This window comes from Caballeronia sp. NK8, from assembly GCF_018408855.1.
In the GTDB taxonomy this organism is placed as follows: Bacteria; Pseudomonadota; Gammaproteobacteria; order Burkholderiales; family Burkholderiaceae; genus Caballeronia.
In genome coordinates, this window is the sequence record NZ_AP024323.1 from 43900 (window position 1) to 58530 (window position 14631).

At 62.5% G+C, this 14631-nt stretch carries 11 protein-coding genes; 10 read left to right on the forward strand and 1 reads right to left on the reverse strand.

The window, feature by feature from the left end:
- Nucleotides 1–84 precede the first annotated feature (84 nt).
- Entirely contained in the window at nt 85–1281 is a 1197-nt protein-coding gene (fdhA, locus tag NK8_RS14860) for a formaldehyde dehydrogenase, glutathione-independent (protein WP_162066927.1), read from the forward strand.
- Nucleotides 1282–1998: 717 nt separating this feature from the next.
- On the opposite strand, the gene NK8_RS14865 is transcribed toward fdhA, so the two are convergent.
- Nucleotides 1999–2997: a GlxA family transcriptional regulator gene (locus NK8_RS14865; protein ID WP_061175149.1), complete on the reverse strand. Its 999-nt coding sequence runs from the start codon at nt 2995–2997 to the stop codon at nt 1999–2001.
- A 437-nt stretch (nt 2998–3434) separates the two neighbouring features.
- Here NK8_RS14865 and NK8_RS14870 point away from each other — a divergent pair, with 437 nt between their 5' ends.
- The 9 genes from NK8_RS14870 (at nt 3435) to NK8_RS14910 (ending at nt 14587) form a co-directional block, all read left to right on the forward strand.
- Nucleotides 3435–4406, forward strand: a complete 972-nt coding sequence (locus tag NK8_RS14870) for a dipeptidase (protein WP_213229645.1) — start codon at nt 3435–3437, stop codon at nt 4404–4406.
- A 31-nt stretch (nt 4407–4437) separates the two neighbouring features.
- Nucleotides 4438–4971, forward strand: a complete 534-nt coding sequence (locus NK8_RS14875) for a DUF5943 domain-containing protein (RefSeq protein ID WP_213229647.1) — start codon at nt 4438–4440, stop codon at nt 4969–4971.
- Between the two features lie 65 nt (nt 4972–5036).
- Nucleotides 5037–7100 (forward strand): NADH:flavin oxidoreductase, encoded by a 2064-nt coding sequence (locus tag NK8_RS14880; protein ID WP_213229649.1) that lies wholly within the window; start codon nt 5037–5039, stop codon nt 7098–7100.
- Nucleotides 7101–7115: 15 nt separating this feature from the next.
- Nucleotides 7116–9026 (forward strand): (Fe-S)-binding protein, encoded by a 1911-nt coding sequence (locus tag NK8_RS14885; protein WP_213229651.1) that lies wholly within the window; start codon nt 7116–7118, stop codon nt 9024–9026.
- Between the two features lie 5 nt (nt 9027–9031).
- Entirely contained in the window at nt 9032–10192 is a 1161-nt protein-coding gene (locus tag NK8_RS14890; RefSeq protein WP_213229653.1) for an electron transfer flavoprotein subunit alpha/FixB family protein, read from the forward strand.
- On the forward strand, nt 10189–10947 hold the full coding sequence (locus NK8_RS14895) for an electron transfer flavoprotein subunit beta/FixA family protein (RefSeq protein WP_213229655.1): 759 nt from the start codon (nt 10189–10191) through the stop codon (nt 10945–10947). The genes NK8_RS14890 and NK8_RS14895 overlap by 4 nt, the downstream gene beginning before the upstream one ends.
- Before the next feature lie 95 nt (nt 10948–11042).
- The gene (locus NK8_RS14900; protein WP_213229657.1) at nt 11043–12341 is read left to right on the forward strand and encodes an SRPBCC family protein; all 1299 of its coding nucleotides are present in this window, start codon (nt 11043–11045) and stop codon (nt 12339–12341) included.
- 36 nt (nt 12342–12377) lie between these two features.
- Nucleotides 12378–13604, forward strand: coding sequence for a hybrid-cluster NAD(P)-dependent oxidoreductase (locus NK8_RS14905; protein ID WP_213230368.1), 1227 nt, complete (start codon nt 12378–12380; stop codon nt 13602–13604).
- Between the two features lie 128 nt (nt 13605–13732).
- Complete coding sequence (locus tag NK8_RS14910; RefSeq protein WP_162066933.1) at nt 13733–14587, forward strand: glycine betaine ABC transporter substrate-binding protein; 855 nt, start codon at nt 13733–13735, stop codon at nt 14585–14587.
- Nucleotides 14588–14631: the final 44 nt, after the last annotated feature.

Here is a 14631-nt window from a genome sequence, read left to right on the forward strand (position 1 = left end):
CGCAGCGGCGCTACCCTCGTTGCACGGGCGCGGTCATCCCTCGGGTGTATCGCGCGTGCCGTCCACGAAACAAGGAGACGATCAATGAGCAGCAATCGCGGCGTCGTTTATCTGGGGCAGGGCAAGGTCGAAGTGCAATCCATCGACTATCCGAAAATGGTCGATCCACGCGGCCGCGACATCGGCCACGGCGTCATTCTGAGAGTAGTCAGCACCAATATCTGCGGTTCGGACCAGCATATGGTGCGCGGCCGCACGACTGCGCAGGTCGGTCTCGTGCTCGGGCATGAGATCACGGGCGAGGTCATCGAAGTGGGGCGTGATGTCGAGACGCTTGCGATCGGCGATCTCGTTTCGGTGCCGTTCAACGTCGCGTGCGGACGCTGTCCGACCTGCAAGTCGCAGAACACGGGCGTATGCCTGAACGTGAATCCGTCGCGCGCGGGCGGCGCGTATGGTTATGTCGACATGGGCGGCTGGATCGGCGGCCAGGCGGAATACGTGATGGTGCCGTACGCGGACTTCAATCTGCTGAAGTTTCCCGACAAGGCGCAGGCCATGTCGAAGATTCGCGACCTCACCTGTCTTTCCGACATTCTTCCGACGGGTTATCACGGCGCCGTGATGGCGGGCGTGGGGCCGGGCTCGACGGTGTATATCGCGGGAGCGGGGCCCGTCGGGATGGCGGCGGCGGCGTCGGCGCGCTTGCTGGGCGCGGCGTGCACGATCGTCGGCGACATGAACGAGGAGCGTCTGGCGCATGCGCGCGCGATGGGCTTCGAGACGATCAACCTGTCGAAGGATGCGACGCTCGGCGAGCAGATCGAGCAGATTCTGGGCAGGCCGGAAGTGGATTGCGCCGTTGATTGCGTGGGTTTCGAGGCGCATGGGCACGGGAGTGACAGCGGTCACGAAGCGCCGGCGACGGTGCTCAATTCGCTGATGGAGATTACCAAGGCGGCGGGCGCGATCGGTATTCCGGGGCTTTACGTGACCGACGATCCGGGTGCTGTCGATGCTGCTGCCAGGAAGGGCAGTCTCAGCATTCGCTTCGGTCTTGGCTGGGCGAAGTCGCATTCGTTCCATACCGGGCAGACGCCGGTCATGAAGTACAACCGCAATCTGATGCAGGCGATTTTGTGGGATCGGTTGCCGATTGCCGATATCGTCAATGTGTCGGTGGTGTCGCTTGAGGAAGCGCCGGAAGGATATCGGCAGTTTGATGGCGGAGCGCCGAGGAAGTTTGTCATCGATCCGCATGGGTTGTTGAAGGCTGCTTGACGGTTTTTTTGTTGGTGCCCCTGGCGAGATTGGTTCGCTGGGGGCGCTTTCTTTGCGCTTTCTTTGTGCTTTCTTTGCGCTTTCGCCGGATCCCGTGAGGGTGTTGGTTTATTAGCGTTGCCCCTGTGCGGGGCGGCAGTCACTTTCTTTGCTGCTGCAAAGAAAGTAACCAAAGAAAGCAGCTCGAGACGCCCGCGGTCACACGCAATTTGGGTGTTCTTCTCGTTGATCGTGGCCTCTGTAGCGAGTGCCCTCATAGGTCTAACCGGGCTTGGACCGCGCACGGTCTGACAAGCTAGTCGTTTGAGCCCGCTGGTTCAGCACGAAATAGCTTCGGCACAGCGCTACGCGCTGCCGTCGGGTATGCAAGGGAAACCAACGAGAAAAGAGAAACGCAGAAGCACACGCAGTCCCGATTGACCCATCGGCCGCGAAGCGGGCCGGAGCCGTTTCGTGCTGAACCAGCGTGTTATGTGGTGCGATGTGACAGACCGTGCGCGGTCCAAGCCCGGTCTGGCCTACGAGGGCACTCGCTACTGCTGTGCCAAGACCGATCGCCTGTGCCGGGGCCGGCATGAAGTACTTTGGATGGGGAAAGCTGTTTCTTTGGTTACTTTCTTTGCAGCAGCAAAGAAAGTGACTGCCGCCCCGCACAGGGGCAACGCCAACAGACCGACACGCTAACGGGATCCGGCGGAACCAGACCCAACAAACCCCTCAAGCCACCAAAACCGAAGAAACAGCAGCCAAAGAAGGAGCCTGCTTCCGTCTCTCCCGCGTCGGCGCGGTCCCAAACGCATCGCGATAGCTCTTCGAAAAGTGACAAGCCGACTGAAACCCGCAAGCCATCGTGATATGCATGATCGACATATCGGTCTGCAGCAACAACTCCCGCGCGCGACGCAACCGCAACGTCAGGTAGTAATGCGTCGGCGTCATCCCGAGATGCTCGCGAAATAACCGCTGCAACTGCCTCTGCGACATCCCCGCGAGCCGCGCGAGCTCCTCCCGCGACAGAGGCTCCTCGATATTGTTCTCCATCAACGAGATGACCTCGAAGAGCGATTTGTTCGCCGACCCCAGCCGCGCGACGAGCGGCATGCGCTGCTGCGCATTCACATCGCGCACATGTTCGACGATGAACTGCTCCGCGATCTGCGTAACCCGCGCCGTGCCGACGCGCGCCGCAATCAGATTGAGCATCATGTCGAGCGGCGCGACGCCGCCCGTACACGTCACGCGATCGCGATCTATAACGAACAGCTCCTTGAGAAAGCGCGTGTCGGGAAACTCTTCCTTGAGCGCCGACATGTTCTCCCAGTGGATCGCGCACGCATAACCGGCCAGCAGACCCGCACGCGCCAACGCATAGGTGCCGGTGCAAAGCGAGCCAAGCACGCTGCCCGTACGCGCAAAACGGCGCAACGCGGAAAGATGCTCTGGCGTGGTCGAACGCTGCACGTCGATGCCGCCGACCACGAACACGATGTCGGGTTGCCCCACGCAATCCACCGGACCCGTATCGACGGAAAGGCCGTTGCTCGCCGTCACCGGTCCGCCCTCCGGACTCACGATCGACCATCGATAAAGCGGCTGCCCCGTCAGATAGTTCGCCATGCGCAGGACTTCGATCGCATTCGTGAACGCGATCATCGTGAAGTTGGGAAGCGGCATGAACGCGAAGTGGGACAGCGACGCCGTGCGATCGGAGGACATGTGAGAACTGATTCCTTGGAATCTATTGATTGGCGCCGTCATTTGCGGCGCTTTGCCACTGTCGCAATTTTGGTTTCGAGTGCAACTACCATGCCATCAGGCTAAACCCTGAGCAATGCGAGGCACCGTGCATGCTTCGCTGCGCGCGCGCACCGGGCCGGGCCATACGCCATAAGCCGCGCACTGCCATAGCGCACGATCGTTCCGATGCAGTGCAGCAGGACACACAAAAAAACGCGCTACACCGAATCGTAATTCGCCACTTGTCGAAAACAGACGCGCATGTCGGAAAAGGCAAAGAACACGTCTAAATTCATAAATTGACCGGCAGGGCGAAAGACAAGAATAGACGCAACGGCAAAGGTATCGATCAGGCGCTGCAAAGCCCGTCAGACCTTCGTCTTTCCCCCACTTCCCGGCACGCGGAGCACACCCAGATGAGCACCCTCCACAACGACAGCATCATCATCGACGGACTGAATATTTCCAAGTTCGAGCGCTCCGTGTTCGAAGACATGCGAAAGGGCAATGTCACCGCCGTGAACTGCACCGTCTCGGTCTGGGAGGACTTTCAGAAGACCATCGACAACATCGCGGAAATGAAGCAGCAGATCCGCGAGTACAGCGAAATCCTCACGCTCGTGCGCACGACCGACGACATCCTGCGCGCGAAGAAGGAGAACAAGACCGGCATCATCTTCGGCTTCCAGAACTCGTATGCGTTCGAGGACAACCTCGGCTATATCGAAGTGTTCAAGGAACTCGGCGTGAACGTGGTGCAGCTTTGCTACAACACGCAGAACCTCGTCGGCACCGGTTGCTATGAGCCGGACGGCGGCCTGTCGGGTTACGGCAAGGAAGTGATTCATGAAATGAATCGCGTGGGCATCGTGGTCGATCTGTCGCACGTCGGCGCGAAGACCTCTTCCGATGCGATCGCCTGCTCGAAGAAGCCCGTCACGTACTCGCACTGCTGCCCGTCGGGGCTCAAGGATCATCCGCGCAACAAGACGGACGAGCAACTGCGCGAAATCGCCGATGCGAACGGCTTCGTCGGCGTGACGATGTTCTCGCCGTTCCTGAAGAAAGGCCCGGACGCGACGGTCGACGACTATCTCGAAGCGATCGAATACGTGATCGATGTAATCGGCGAAGACAAGGTCGGTATCGGCACCGACTTCACGCAAGGCTACAGCACCGAATTCTTCGACTGGATCACGCACGACAAGGGCCGCTATCGCCGCCTGACGAATTTCGGCAAGGTCGTGAATCCCGAAGGCATCCGCACGATCGGCGAGTTTCCGAACCTCACCGCCGCCATGGAAAAGGCCGGCTGGAGCGAATCGCGCATCAAGAAAGTGATGGGCGAGAACTGGATGCGCTACTTCGGCGAAGTCTGGAACGTCTGACGATCAACGACAAATACACAGGAACCCCGCGATGCAACCGCAACTGCCTATCGATGTCGATCCGCAAACCGGCGTCTGGACCACCGACGCGCTGCCGATGCTCTACGTGCCGCGCCACTTCTTCACGAACAATCATGTCGCCGTCGAGGAAGCGCTCGGGCGCGACACGTATGCCGAGATTCTCTACAAGGCCGGCTACAAGTCCGCATATCACTGGTGCGACAAGGAAGCCGAGAAGCACGGCATCGCCGGCATGGCCGTGTTCGAGCATTACCTGAAGCGTCTGTCGCAACGCGGCTGGGGCCTGTTCGACATCGTCGAGGCCGATCCTTCGACTTCGCATGCGCGCATTCATCTGCGTCACTCGTCGTTCGTGCTTCAGCAGCCGGGCAAAGAGGGCAAGCTCTGCTACATGTTCGCGGGCTGGTTCGCAGGCGCGATGGACTGGGTCAACGACACCGCGTCCGACAGCGCAAGGAAAGGCCCGCGCTCGAAGTCGATCGAGACGCAGTGCGCCGCCGAAGGACACGATCACTGCGTGTTCGAAGTGTCGCCGCTTGCCTGAGAGAGCGCCGGAGACAGCGCTGCAGCAAAGTAGTCGCAGATAAAACCATCCCGAGGTCGATCGCAATGCGTTACCCGAACCTTTTCAAGCCTCTCCAGCTGAACAAGCTCACGTTGCGCAACCGCATCGTCAGCACCGCGCACGCGGAGGTCTATGCCGAACCGGGCGGCCTGCCCGGCGACCGCTATATCCGTTACTACGAGGAGAAGGCGAAGGGCGGCGTCGGCCTCGCCGTGTGCGGCGGTTCGAGTCCCGTTTCGATCGACAGCCCGCAAGGCTGGTGGAAATCGGTGAATCTCGCGACCGACAAGGTCATCGACCCGCTGTCGCGTCTCGCCGAAGCGATGCATCGTCATGGCGCGTTCATCATGATCCAGGCGACGCACATGGGCCGCCGTTCCGCATGGCACGGCGAGCACTGGCCGCATCTGATGTCGCCTTCGGGCGTGCGCGAACCGGTGCATCGTGGCAACGCGAAGATCATCGAAGTGGAAGAGATCAAGCGCATCATCCAGGACTTCGCCGCAGCCGCGAAGCGCGTGAAGGATGCTGGCATGGACGGCATCGAGATTTCCGCCGCGCATCAACATCTGATCGATCAGTTCTGGAGCCCGCGCACCAACTTCCGCACGGACGAATGGGGCGGCTCGCTCGAGAACCGTCTGCGCTTCGGTACGGAAGTGCTGAAGGCCGTGCGCGAAGCCGTGGGCGCGGATTTCTGCGTCGGCCTGCGCATGTGCGGCGATGAGTTCCATGAAGACGGCCTCTCTCACGAGAACCTGAAGGAGATCGCGCAGGCGATGTCCGAAAGCGGCCTCATCGATTACGTCGGCGTGATCGGTTCGGGCGCGGATACCCACAACACGCTCGCCAACTGCATGCCGCCGATGGCGCTGCCGCCCGAGCCGTTCGTGCATCTCGCGGCGGGCATCAAGTCGGTCGTGAAGCTGCCGATCATGCATGCGCAGAGCATTCGCGACGCAGGCCAGGCCGAGCGCCTGCTCGCCAACGGCATGGTCGATCTCGTCGGCATGACGCGCGCGCAGATCGCCGATCCGCACATGGTCATCAAGATCCGCGATGGCCGCGAGGATGAAATCAAGCAGTGCGTCGGCGCGAACTATTGCATCGACCGTCAGTACAACGGCCTCGATGTGCTGTGCGTGCAGAACGCAGCGACCTCGCGTGAAGAGACGATGCCGCATGTCATCGAAAGGACGCGCGGGCCGAAGCGCAAGGTCGTGGTGGTCGGCGCGGGGCCCGCGGGTCTCGAAGCGGCGCGCGTCGCGCGGTCGCGCGGCCATGATGTCGTGCTGTTCGAGAAGAACGAGTATGTCGGCGGTCAGATCATGCTCGCCGCGAAAGCGCCGCAGCGCGAACAGATGGCCGGCATCGTGCGCTGGTTCGACATGGAAACGAAGCGCCTGGGCGTCGATCGCCGTCTCGGTGTCGCGGCCGACGACAAGATGATCATGGCGGAGAAGCCGGACATCGTCGTGCTCGCGACGGGCGGCTCGTCGTTCACGAATCAGGTGCCTGCATGGGGCGTGGAGCAAGGTCTTGCAGTGAGTTCATGGGACATTCTCTCGGGCAAGGTCGAGCCGGGCAAGAACGTGCTCGTGTATGACGGTGTGAGCACGCATGCGGGCGCGGGCGTCGCGGACTTCATCGCGTCGCGCGGCAGCAATGTCGAGATCGTCACGCCGGATGTGAAGGTCGCCGACGACACCGGCGGCACCACGTTCCCGATTTTCTATCGCCGGCTCTATGCGCAAGGCGTGATCCACACGCCGAACTACTGGCTCGACAAGGTGTACGAGGAAGACGGCAAGAAGATCGCCGTGATCCGCAACGAATACACGGAAGAGCAGGAAGAGCGCGCGGTGGATCAGGTCATCATCGAGAACGGCATCACGCCGAACGACGCGCTCTACTGGAAGCTCAAGCCCGAGTCGCTCAATCGCGGGCAGATCGACGTGCACACGCTCTTCGCGTCGCAACCGCAGCCGTCGCTTAGTGAAGAGCTCGGCAACGGACGCTTCCTGCTGTTCCGCGTCGGCGACTGTATCTCGATGCACAACATCCACAGCGCGATCTACGATTCGCTGCGCCTCTGCAAAGACTTCTGACGAGGGTATTGGACGATGAACCCCGTGTTTGTCATCACCGCTTTGCTGTGGCTTTCGATGGCGGGCCTCGCGTTCGCCCTGCTCAAGCGCGCGGCTTACTGGCGCGAAGGCCGCGCGACGACAGCCGGCGCGTACGGATGGGCGAATCTGCTGACCATCCCCAAGCGCTATTTCGTCGATCTGCATCATGTCGTGGCGCGCGATCCGTATATCGCGAAGACGCACGTCGCGACCGCCGGCGGCGCGATCCTCGCGATGGCGCTCGTCTTCATCAACTACGGTCTCGCGATCTACTCGGTCTGGCTCGACCGCGCGATCTTCCTCGCGGCCATCATCATGCTGGTCGGCGCGGTGTTCGTGTACCGGCGTCGCCGTGCGAAAGATGTCCCCGCGCGTTTGTCGCGCGGACCGTGGGACAGTCTGCCGCTGTTGCTCGGATCGTTCGCCGTCGGTCTCGCGCTGTTCATGCTGTTGCCCGCTTCGTGGATGTCGGGATCGCTCGCGATCATCGTCGCGTTGCTGATCGCGGCGGGCGCCTACACCATGACCTTCGGCGCGGCGCAAGGCGGCCCGATGAAGCACGCGATGGCGGGTCTCCTGCATCTCGCGTTCCATCCGCGCCAGGAGCGTTTCAGGGCGAAGACCGAGCACGAAGTGGTCCCGCCGACCGCGCTGAAAAAGCCCGTGCTCGATGCGAAGGAATACGGCGTCGGCAAGCCGGTGGAGTTTCGCTGGAACCAGTTGCTGAGCTTCGATGCCTGCGTGCAATGCGGCAAGTGCGAGGCCGCGTGCCCCGCGTTCGCATCGGGTCAGCCGCTCAATCCGAAGAAGCTGATTCAGGATCTGGTCGTCGGCATGGTCGGCGGTTCCGACTCGCAATACGCGGGCAGCCCGACGCCCGGCATTCCGGTCGGCAAGCATTCGGGCGGTCCGGCGAAGCCGCTCATCTCGCAGATGATCGAAGCCGACACGATCTGGTCATGCACCACATGCCGCGCGTGCGTGCAGGAGTGCCCGATGCTGATCGAGCACGTCGATGCGATCGTCGACATGCGCCGCAATCAGACGTTGGTCGAAGGAGACGTGCCGGGCAAAGGTCCGATCACGCTCGCGAATCTGCGCGAGACGGGCAGTCAGAACGGCTACGACATCGGCGCGCGTTACGACTGGTCGGTGGATTTGCAAGTGCAGGTCGCGCAACCGGGCCGTCCTGTCGACGTGCTGCTGATCGCCGGCGAAGGCGCGTTCGACATGCGCTATCAGCGCACGCTGCGCGCGTTGGCGAAGGTGCTGAACAAGGCAGGCGTCGATTACGCGGTGCTCGGCGGCGTCGAAACCGATACCGGCGACACAGCCCGGCGTCTCGGCGACGAAGCCACGTTCCAGCAATGCGCGTCGAAGCTGATGAACACGCTGTCGCAGTATCAGTTCCGCCGCATCGTCACGGCCGATCCGCATGTGCTGCACAGCCTGCGCAATGAATATCGCGCGCTCGGCGGCTATTACGAAGTGCAGCATCACACCGCGTTCATGGCCGAGCTCGTCGCCAACGGCAAGCTGACGCCGAAGGCCGCCGCCGTGCTCGCCGACAAAAAGATCACGTATCACGATCCGTGCTATCTCGGCCGCTACAACGGCGAAACGGAAGCGCCGCGCAAGCTGCTGAAGACCATCGGCATCAAGGTCGTCGAGATGGAACGTCATGGCATGCGCGCACGCTGCTGCGGCGGCGGCGGCGGCGCGCCGCTGACCGATATCCCCGGCAAGCAGCGCATTCCCGATATCCGCATCGCCGATGCGAAGTCGGTCGGCGCGGACGTGGTCGCGGTCGGTTGCCCGCAATGCACCGCGATGCTGGAAGGCGTGGTCGGCTCGCGTCCCGAAGTGCTCGACGTGGCGGAACTCGTCGCCGCAGCGCTGGAGTAAAGGCAATGAACGACATCAAACGAATCGATCCGCGCCGGCCTTTCATTGTCACGGCGGCGGGGCTCAAGCGCATCACGCTCGGTGAAGTCGGCAATGGCGTCGTGCTGGACTTCGCGCATGGCGGTCACAAGGAAGCGGTGAAGCCGCATCGCACGATGAAGCCCGCCACGCGCGCGCTGCTCGTCGCGGCGCATACGGATCGCGGCGCGCTCGACGATCACGCGCGCCAGGCGCTCGCCGCCGCCGCGCTGCTCGCGGATGACGCCACCGAAGTCGTGCTGATCGCGTTCGGCGAGTTCAAGGACGATGCCGCGGCGCTGGGCGCGGATCGTTATATCGAACTGCCCGCGTTCGACCGGCGCAATTACGCGCCCGACGAAGAAGTGCGCGCGCTGACGGCATGCGTCGCGGCATTCACGCCCTCGCACGTCTTCATGCCCGACAACGCAACGGGCGATGGCGATCTCGGCCGCCGCTACGCCGCGCGCGCGGACGCATCGATTGCGACGCAGGTCGTCGAACTCGATGCCGCGCACGTCGCATCGTATGCGCAGGCGGGCCGCGCGCTCGCGTCGCGCGCCTTGCCCGATGTGATTCTGCTCGCCGCCAACGCGGTCGATGCGAAGCTGCCGTTCGTCGGCGCGGGCGAGGCGGTGAATCCGGACGGCATCGTGCCGGCATCGAAAGCCAGTGCTTACGTTGATCTCGGCATCGAGGAAATGGACGCCGCGCAGGTCGCGCTGGAAGAGGCGGATTTCATCGTGTCGGCGGGCAACGGCGTGTCCGATGTCGCCGCGTTCGAGGCGCTGGCGGGCACGCTGGGCGCGGCGATCGGGGCGAGCCGCGTCGCTGTCGACGATGGCAAGTTCACGCGCGACAAGCAGATCGGCGCGACCGGCAAGACGGTCGAGGCGAGCGTGTATATCGCGTTCGGCATTTCGGGCGCCGTGCAGCACTTGCAGGGCATCAAGGATTGCCGTCACGTGATCGCCGTGAATCTCGACGCCAGCGCGCCGATTGCCAAACGCGCGAATCTCACGATCGTCGCGGACACGCAGGAAACCATCAAGGCGCTGTCCGACGCCGCCGCCGCCGCGCGCGCCGCGCGGGCCAGCGGTGCTTCGATCGTGCAGACCGCGCACGTTGCCGAGGGAGTCGCAGCATGAAGATCGCCGTTCTGGTTTCCACCGGCCGCCATCCCGTCAGCGGCACGGCGCGTTACAGCCGCAACGATGCGGCCGCCTTGACGATCGCCATCGGCATCGCCAGGACGCACCACGCGCAACTCGACGTGTTGCATGCGGGCGATCCGGGAAATCCCGCACTCGCGGAATATCTCGCGCTCGGCGCGCCGAAAGTCGAAGTGCTGAACACGCAAGGCGATGCGTGCGCGGCTCTTGGCGCAAGGCTCGCGGGTTACGACCTCGTGTTCACCGGCACGCGCGCCGAAGGCGCGTTCGACAGCGGCACGCTGCCCTACAAGCTCGCCGATGCGCTGAACGTGCCGCTCGTCGGCGCGGCCGTCGATGTAAGCGTGACGAAGGACAGCGTGGAAGTGCGTCAGTTCATGCCGAAAGGCTTGCGCCGCCGCGTGCGCGCGCCGCTGCCCGCGCTCGTCGCCGTGCATCCGCTCGCCAACGCCGCGCCGCGCTACGCGTATGCGCGCATGCGTGAAGGCCACGTCACGCCGGTTGCGGCGAGCGCGCCTGTCGAGAAGGAAAACACCGCCTGGAGCATCGGCCCGGTCACGGCCAAGCCGAAGAAACTGGCCGCGCCCGAGAAGCGCTCGGGCCACGCGCGCATGCTCGGCGCGACGACGACCGAAAGCCGCGGCGGCAGCGTCGTAATTGAAGGGAGTTCCGTCGAAAAAGCACAAGTGATTCTGGCGTATTTGCGCGAGCATCAACTCGTCGATTACTAGGTTTCGACGCAAGCCCGGTCCCACATACGAAAGCAGCAGCCCGCGTTCAAAGGTGTTTGGCGGGGCACCAGACGTGACGCAAAACGGAGCACACGATGAAAGTTTCGGCAGACGTTCGCGCAATGATCGAACGCCGCAAAAAGGGCCATACGCTCGAGGCGCCGTTCTATACGAGCCCGGAGATCCACGCGCTCGACCTCGATGCCATCTTCCGCAAGACCTGGATTCAGGTCGCCATCGAACCGGACATTCCCGAACCGGGCGATTACACGACGGTCGAGATCGGCAACGATTCGATCCTGATCGTGCGCGACGACGACATGGAAATCCGCGCCTTCTACAACGTGTGCCGCCATCGCGGCGCGCGCCTGTGCAATCAGGAGAAGGGCTCGCTCGGCAATATCGTGTGCCCGTATCACAGCTGGACGTACAACCTCTCCGGCGACCTGATGTTCGCCGAGCACATGGGCGACCAGTTCGACCGCTGCAAGCACAGCCTGAAGAAAGTGCACGTGCAGAATCTCGCGGGCCTGATTTTCATCTGCCTCGCCGATGAACCGCCCGCCGATTTCGCCGTGATGCGCGAAGCGATGGAACCGTATCTCGCGCCGCATGGCCTGAGGGACTGCAAGATCGCGGCGAGCATCGATATCGTCGAGAAGGGCAACTGGAAGCTCACGATGGAGAACAATCGCGAGTGCTATCACTGCGTCGCGAATCATCCCGAACTGACCATTTCGCTCTATGAATACGGCTTCGGCTATCAGCGTTCGCCTGCCAACGAGGAAGGCATGGCCGCGTTCGAGCAGACCGTCGCCGAGCGCACGAAGCAATGGGAAGCGATGTCCCTGCCGTCCGCCGAAATCGAACGTCTGTCCGATCTCGTCACGGGCTTTCGCACGCAGCGCCTGCCGCTCGATCGCGACGGCGAATCGCAGACACTCGACGCCAGGGTCGCATCGAAGAAGCTGCTCGGCGGCTTCGAGCGCGCGGACCTGGGCGGCCTCTCGTTCTGGACGCAGCCGAATTCGTGGCATCACTTCATGAGCGATCACATCGTGACGTTCTGCGTGATTCCGCTTGCGTCGGGCGAAACGCTCGTGCGCACGAAATGGCTGGTGCACAAGGATGCGCGCGAGGGTATCGATTATGACGTCGACAACCTCACCGCCGTGTGGCGCGCGACGAACGATCAGGACCGCACGCTCGTCGAGTATTCGCAGCTCGGCGTCGCGAGCAACGCGTACGAGCCGGGTCCGTATTCGCCGTTCACGGAAGGGCTCGTCGAGAAGTTCTGCGAGTGGTACATCGGGCGTCTTGCCGATCATGCGAACGCGCCCGAGCACGGCGTGGATGCATCGCACGGCGAGAAAGTCGTTTCCTTCATGCGCTAAGCGCGTTCGAACAGCAGCGAGCAGGAGCAGAACATGATGCGCGATCAGGCTACGTTCGAGCCGACCCAAAGCCGTGTCACCCAGCCGAAATTCTGGGGGACGCTGCCCGTGCGCTGGGATTGCGATACGGACGAGACGCTCGTCTGCTGTCACGTCCGGCAGGAAACGCATGACGTCAAAAGCTTTTTCTTCAAGGCGCCCGGCGAACGCACGTTTGTCTTCGAGCCGGGGCAGTTCATCACGCTCGAACTCGATATCGACGGCGAGCAGATCAATCGTTGCTACACGATCTCGTCCGCGCCGACGCGGCCGCACACGATCTCCATCACGGTGAAGCGCGTGCCGGGCGGCAAGGTGTCGAACTGGCTGCACGACAACGTCGTGGCGGGAACGACCGTGCGCGTGCTCGGGCCGTCGGGCGAATTCACGTGCGCGCGTCATCCGGCGCGCAAGTTCCTGTTTCTATCGGCGGGCTCGGGCATCACGCCGCTCATGTCGATGAGCCGCGCGCATCACGAGCTTGTCGACGATGCGGACATCATGTTCGTGCATAGCGCGCGCACGCCGGACGACATCATCTTCGCGCGCGAACTCGATCTGATCGCGTCGAACCAGAAGAACTTCCGCACTGCGTTCGTCTGCGAACGCGTGGGCGCGCGCACGAACTGGCCGGGCGTGACGGGCTTTCTGAGCCTGCCGTTGCTGAAGCTGATCGCGCCGGACTTTCTCGAACGCGAGATCTTCACGTGCGGCCCCGCGCCGTACATGAAGGCGGTGCGCGATCTGCTCGACGAAGGGGGTTTCGATCGCAAGCATTATCACGAGGAGAGCTTTTCGTTCGGCGTCGTCGAAGAGGTCGCGGCGGTATTGACGACCGCGCATGTCGGCGATGCGCTCGCGGCGCAGACGGATTTCGTCGAAGCGCGTGAAGAAGCGGTCGGTTTCGAGCCTGCTCCCGCAGAGCCGGTCATCGAGCCGGTTGCGGAACCGTTGATCGAAACGAAGTTCAAGGTCAACTTTGCGAAGAGCCGGCGCGATATCGAATGCGGCGGCCACGAACACGTGCTCGATGCCGCGAAGAAAGCGGGCGTGCGTTTGCCTTCGTCGTGCACGCAGGGCATGTGCGGCACCTGCAAAGTGAAGCTCGTGTCCGGCGAAGTGAGCATGAAACATGCGGGGGGAATTCGTCAGCGCGAGATCGATCAGGGCATGGTGCTGTTGTGCTGCAGCAAGCCGTTGACGGATCTCGTCGTCGACAAGTGAGGTGCCCGGGCGACCCTGATCGGGGTGCGTCGTTTCTTGACAACTGAGTGTCGGAAAAGTGCGTTACGGGCCAATTCTGGCTAGTGATTCTGTTCGCTACACGGCGTGGGCCGCTAAGGGGAAACCAAATGAAACCGATGAGAAGAATGCTCGTGCTCGGGGCGATGACCGCCGCGCTGGCTGCGAGTTTTGGGGCGAACGCCGCAGACAAGCCGACCATCAAAATCGGTTACGTCGAGGGCTGGGACGATAGCGTCGCGACGTCGAACGTGGCTGCGCGCATCATCGAGAAGAAGCTGGGGTATCCGGTGCAGCTCGTGCCGGTTGCGGCGGGCGTGATGTGGCAGGGCGTTGCGCGCGGCGATCTGGACGCGACCTTGTCCGCGTGGCTGCCGGTGACGCATGGCGCGTACTGGAACAACTTCAAGGCGAAGGTCGTGAATCTCGGCCCGAACTTTCAGGATGCGAAGATCGGTTTGATCGTGCCTGAGAATGTCGACGTCAATAGTCTTTCGGATCTCGAAGCGAAGAAGGCGGAATTCGATTCGCGCATCGTCGGGATCGATGCTGGCGCGGGTGTGATGCAGAAGACCAGCGAGGCGATCAAGGCCTACAATCTCGACTACAAGCTGCTGCCGAGCTCGGGTAGCGCGATGACGGCGGAACTGGCGCGCTCGGAAGCGGCTAAGAAGCCGATCATCGTGACGGGCTGGAAGCCGCACTGGATGTTCGCGAAGTACAAGCTGAAATTCCTGGAAGATCCGAAGAAGGTGTTCGGTGAATCCGAGCACGTGGATAACGTGATCAATCCGGAACTGGAGAAGAAGGCGCCGCAGGTTGTGGCGTTTCTGAAGAAGTTTCAGTGGAAACCGGGTGAGATCGATAGCGTGATGCTGGCCACGCAGAACGGAGAGAAGCCGCAGGCGGCTGCCGATGCGTGGATCGGCGCGCATGGGGATCGGGTGGATTCCTGGGTTAAGTAAAGGGTTCTTTTGCGTTTGGGCAAACGCTAAGCGTCGTGAGGGGG

Excerpts from the sequence above, each read along its gene's own strand:
- NK8_RS14900 (WP_213229657.1), top strand. The coding sequence starts at position 11,043 with ATGAAAGTTTCGGCAGACGTTCGCGCAATGATCGAACGCCGCAAAAAG.
- NK8_RS14905 (WP_213230368.1), top strand. The coding sequence starts at position 12,378 with ATGCGCGATCAGGCTACGTTCGAGCCGACCCAAAGCCGTGTCACCCAG.
- NK8_RS14890 (WP_213229653.1), top strand. The coding sequence starts at position 9,032 with ATGAACGACATCAAACGAATCGATCCGCGCCGGCCTTTCATTGTCACG.
- NK8_RS14875 (WP_213229647.1), top strand. The coding sequence starts at position 4,438 with ATGCAACCGCAACTGCCTATCGATGTCGATCCGCAAACCGGCGTCTGG.
- NK8_RS14880 (WP_213229649.1), top strand. The coding sequence starts at position 5,037 with ATGCGTTACCCGAACCTTTTCAAGCCTCTCCAGCTGAACAAGCTCACG.
- fdhA (WP_162066927.1), top strand. The coding sequence starts at position 85 with ATGAGCAGCAATCGCGGCGTCGTTTATCTGGGGCAGGGCAAGGTCGAA.
- NK8_RS14865 (WP_061175149.1), bottom strand. The coding sequence starts at position 2,997 with ATGTCCTCCGATCGCACGGCGTCGCTGTCCCACTTCGCGTTCATGCCG.
- NK8_RS14910 (WP_162066933.1), top strand. The coding sequence starts at position 13,733 with ATGAAACCGATGAGAAGAATGCTCGTGCTCGGGGCGATGACCGCCGCG.
- NK8_RS14895 (WP_213229655.1), top strand. The coding sequence starts at position 10,189 with ATGAAGATCGCCGTTCTGGTTTCCACCGGCCGCCATCCCGTCAGCGGC.
- NK8_RS14885 (WP_213229651.1), top strand. The coding sequence starts at position 7,116 with ATGAACCCCGTGTTTGTCATCACCGCTTTGCTGTGGCTTTCGATGGCG.
- NK8_RS14870 (WP_213229645.1), top strand. The coding sequence starts at position 3,435 with ATGAGCACCCTCCACAACGACAGCATCATCATCGACGGACTGAATATT.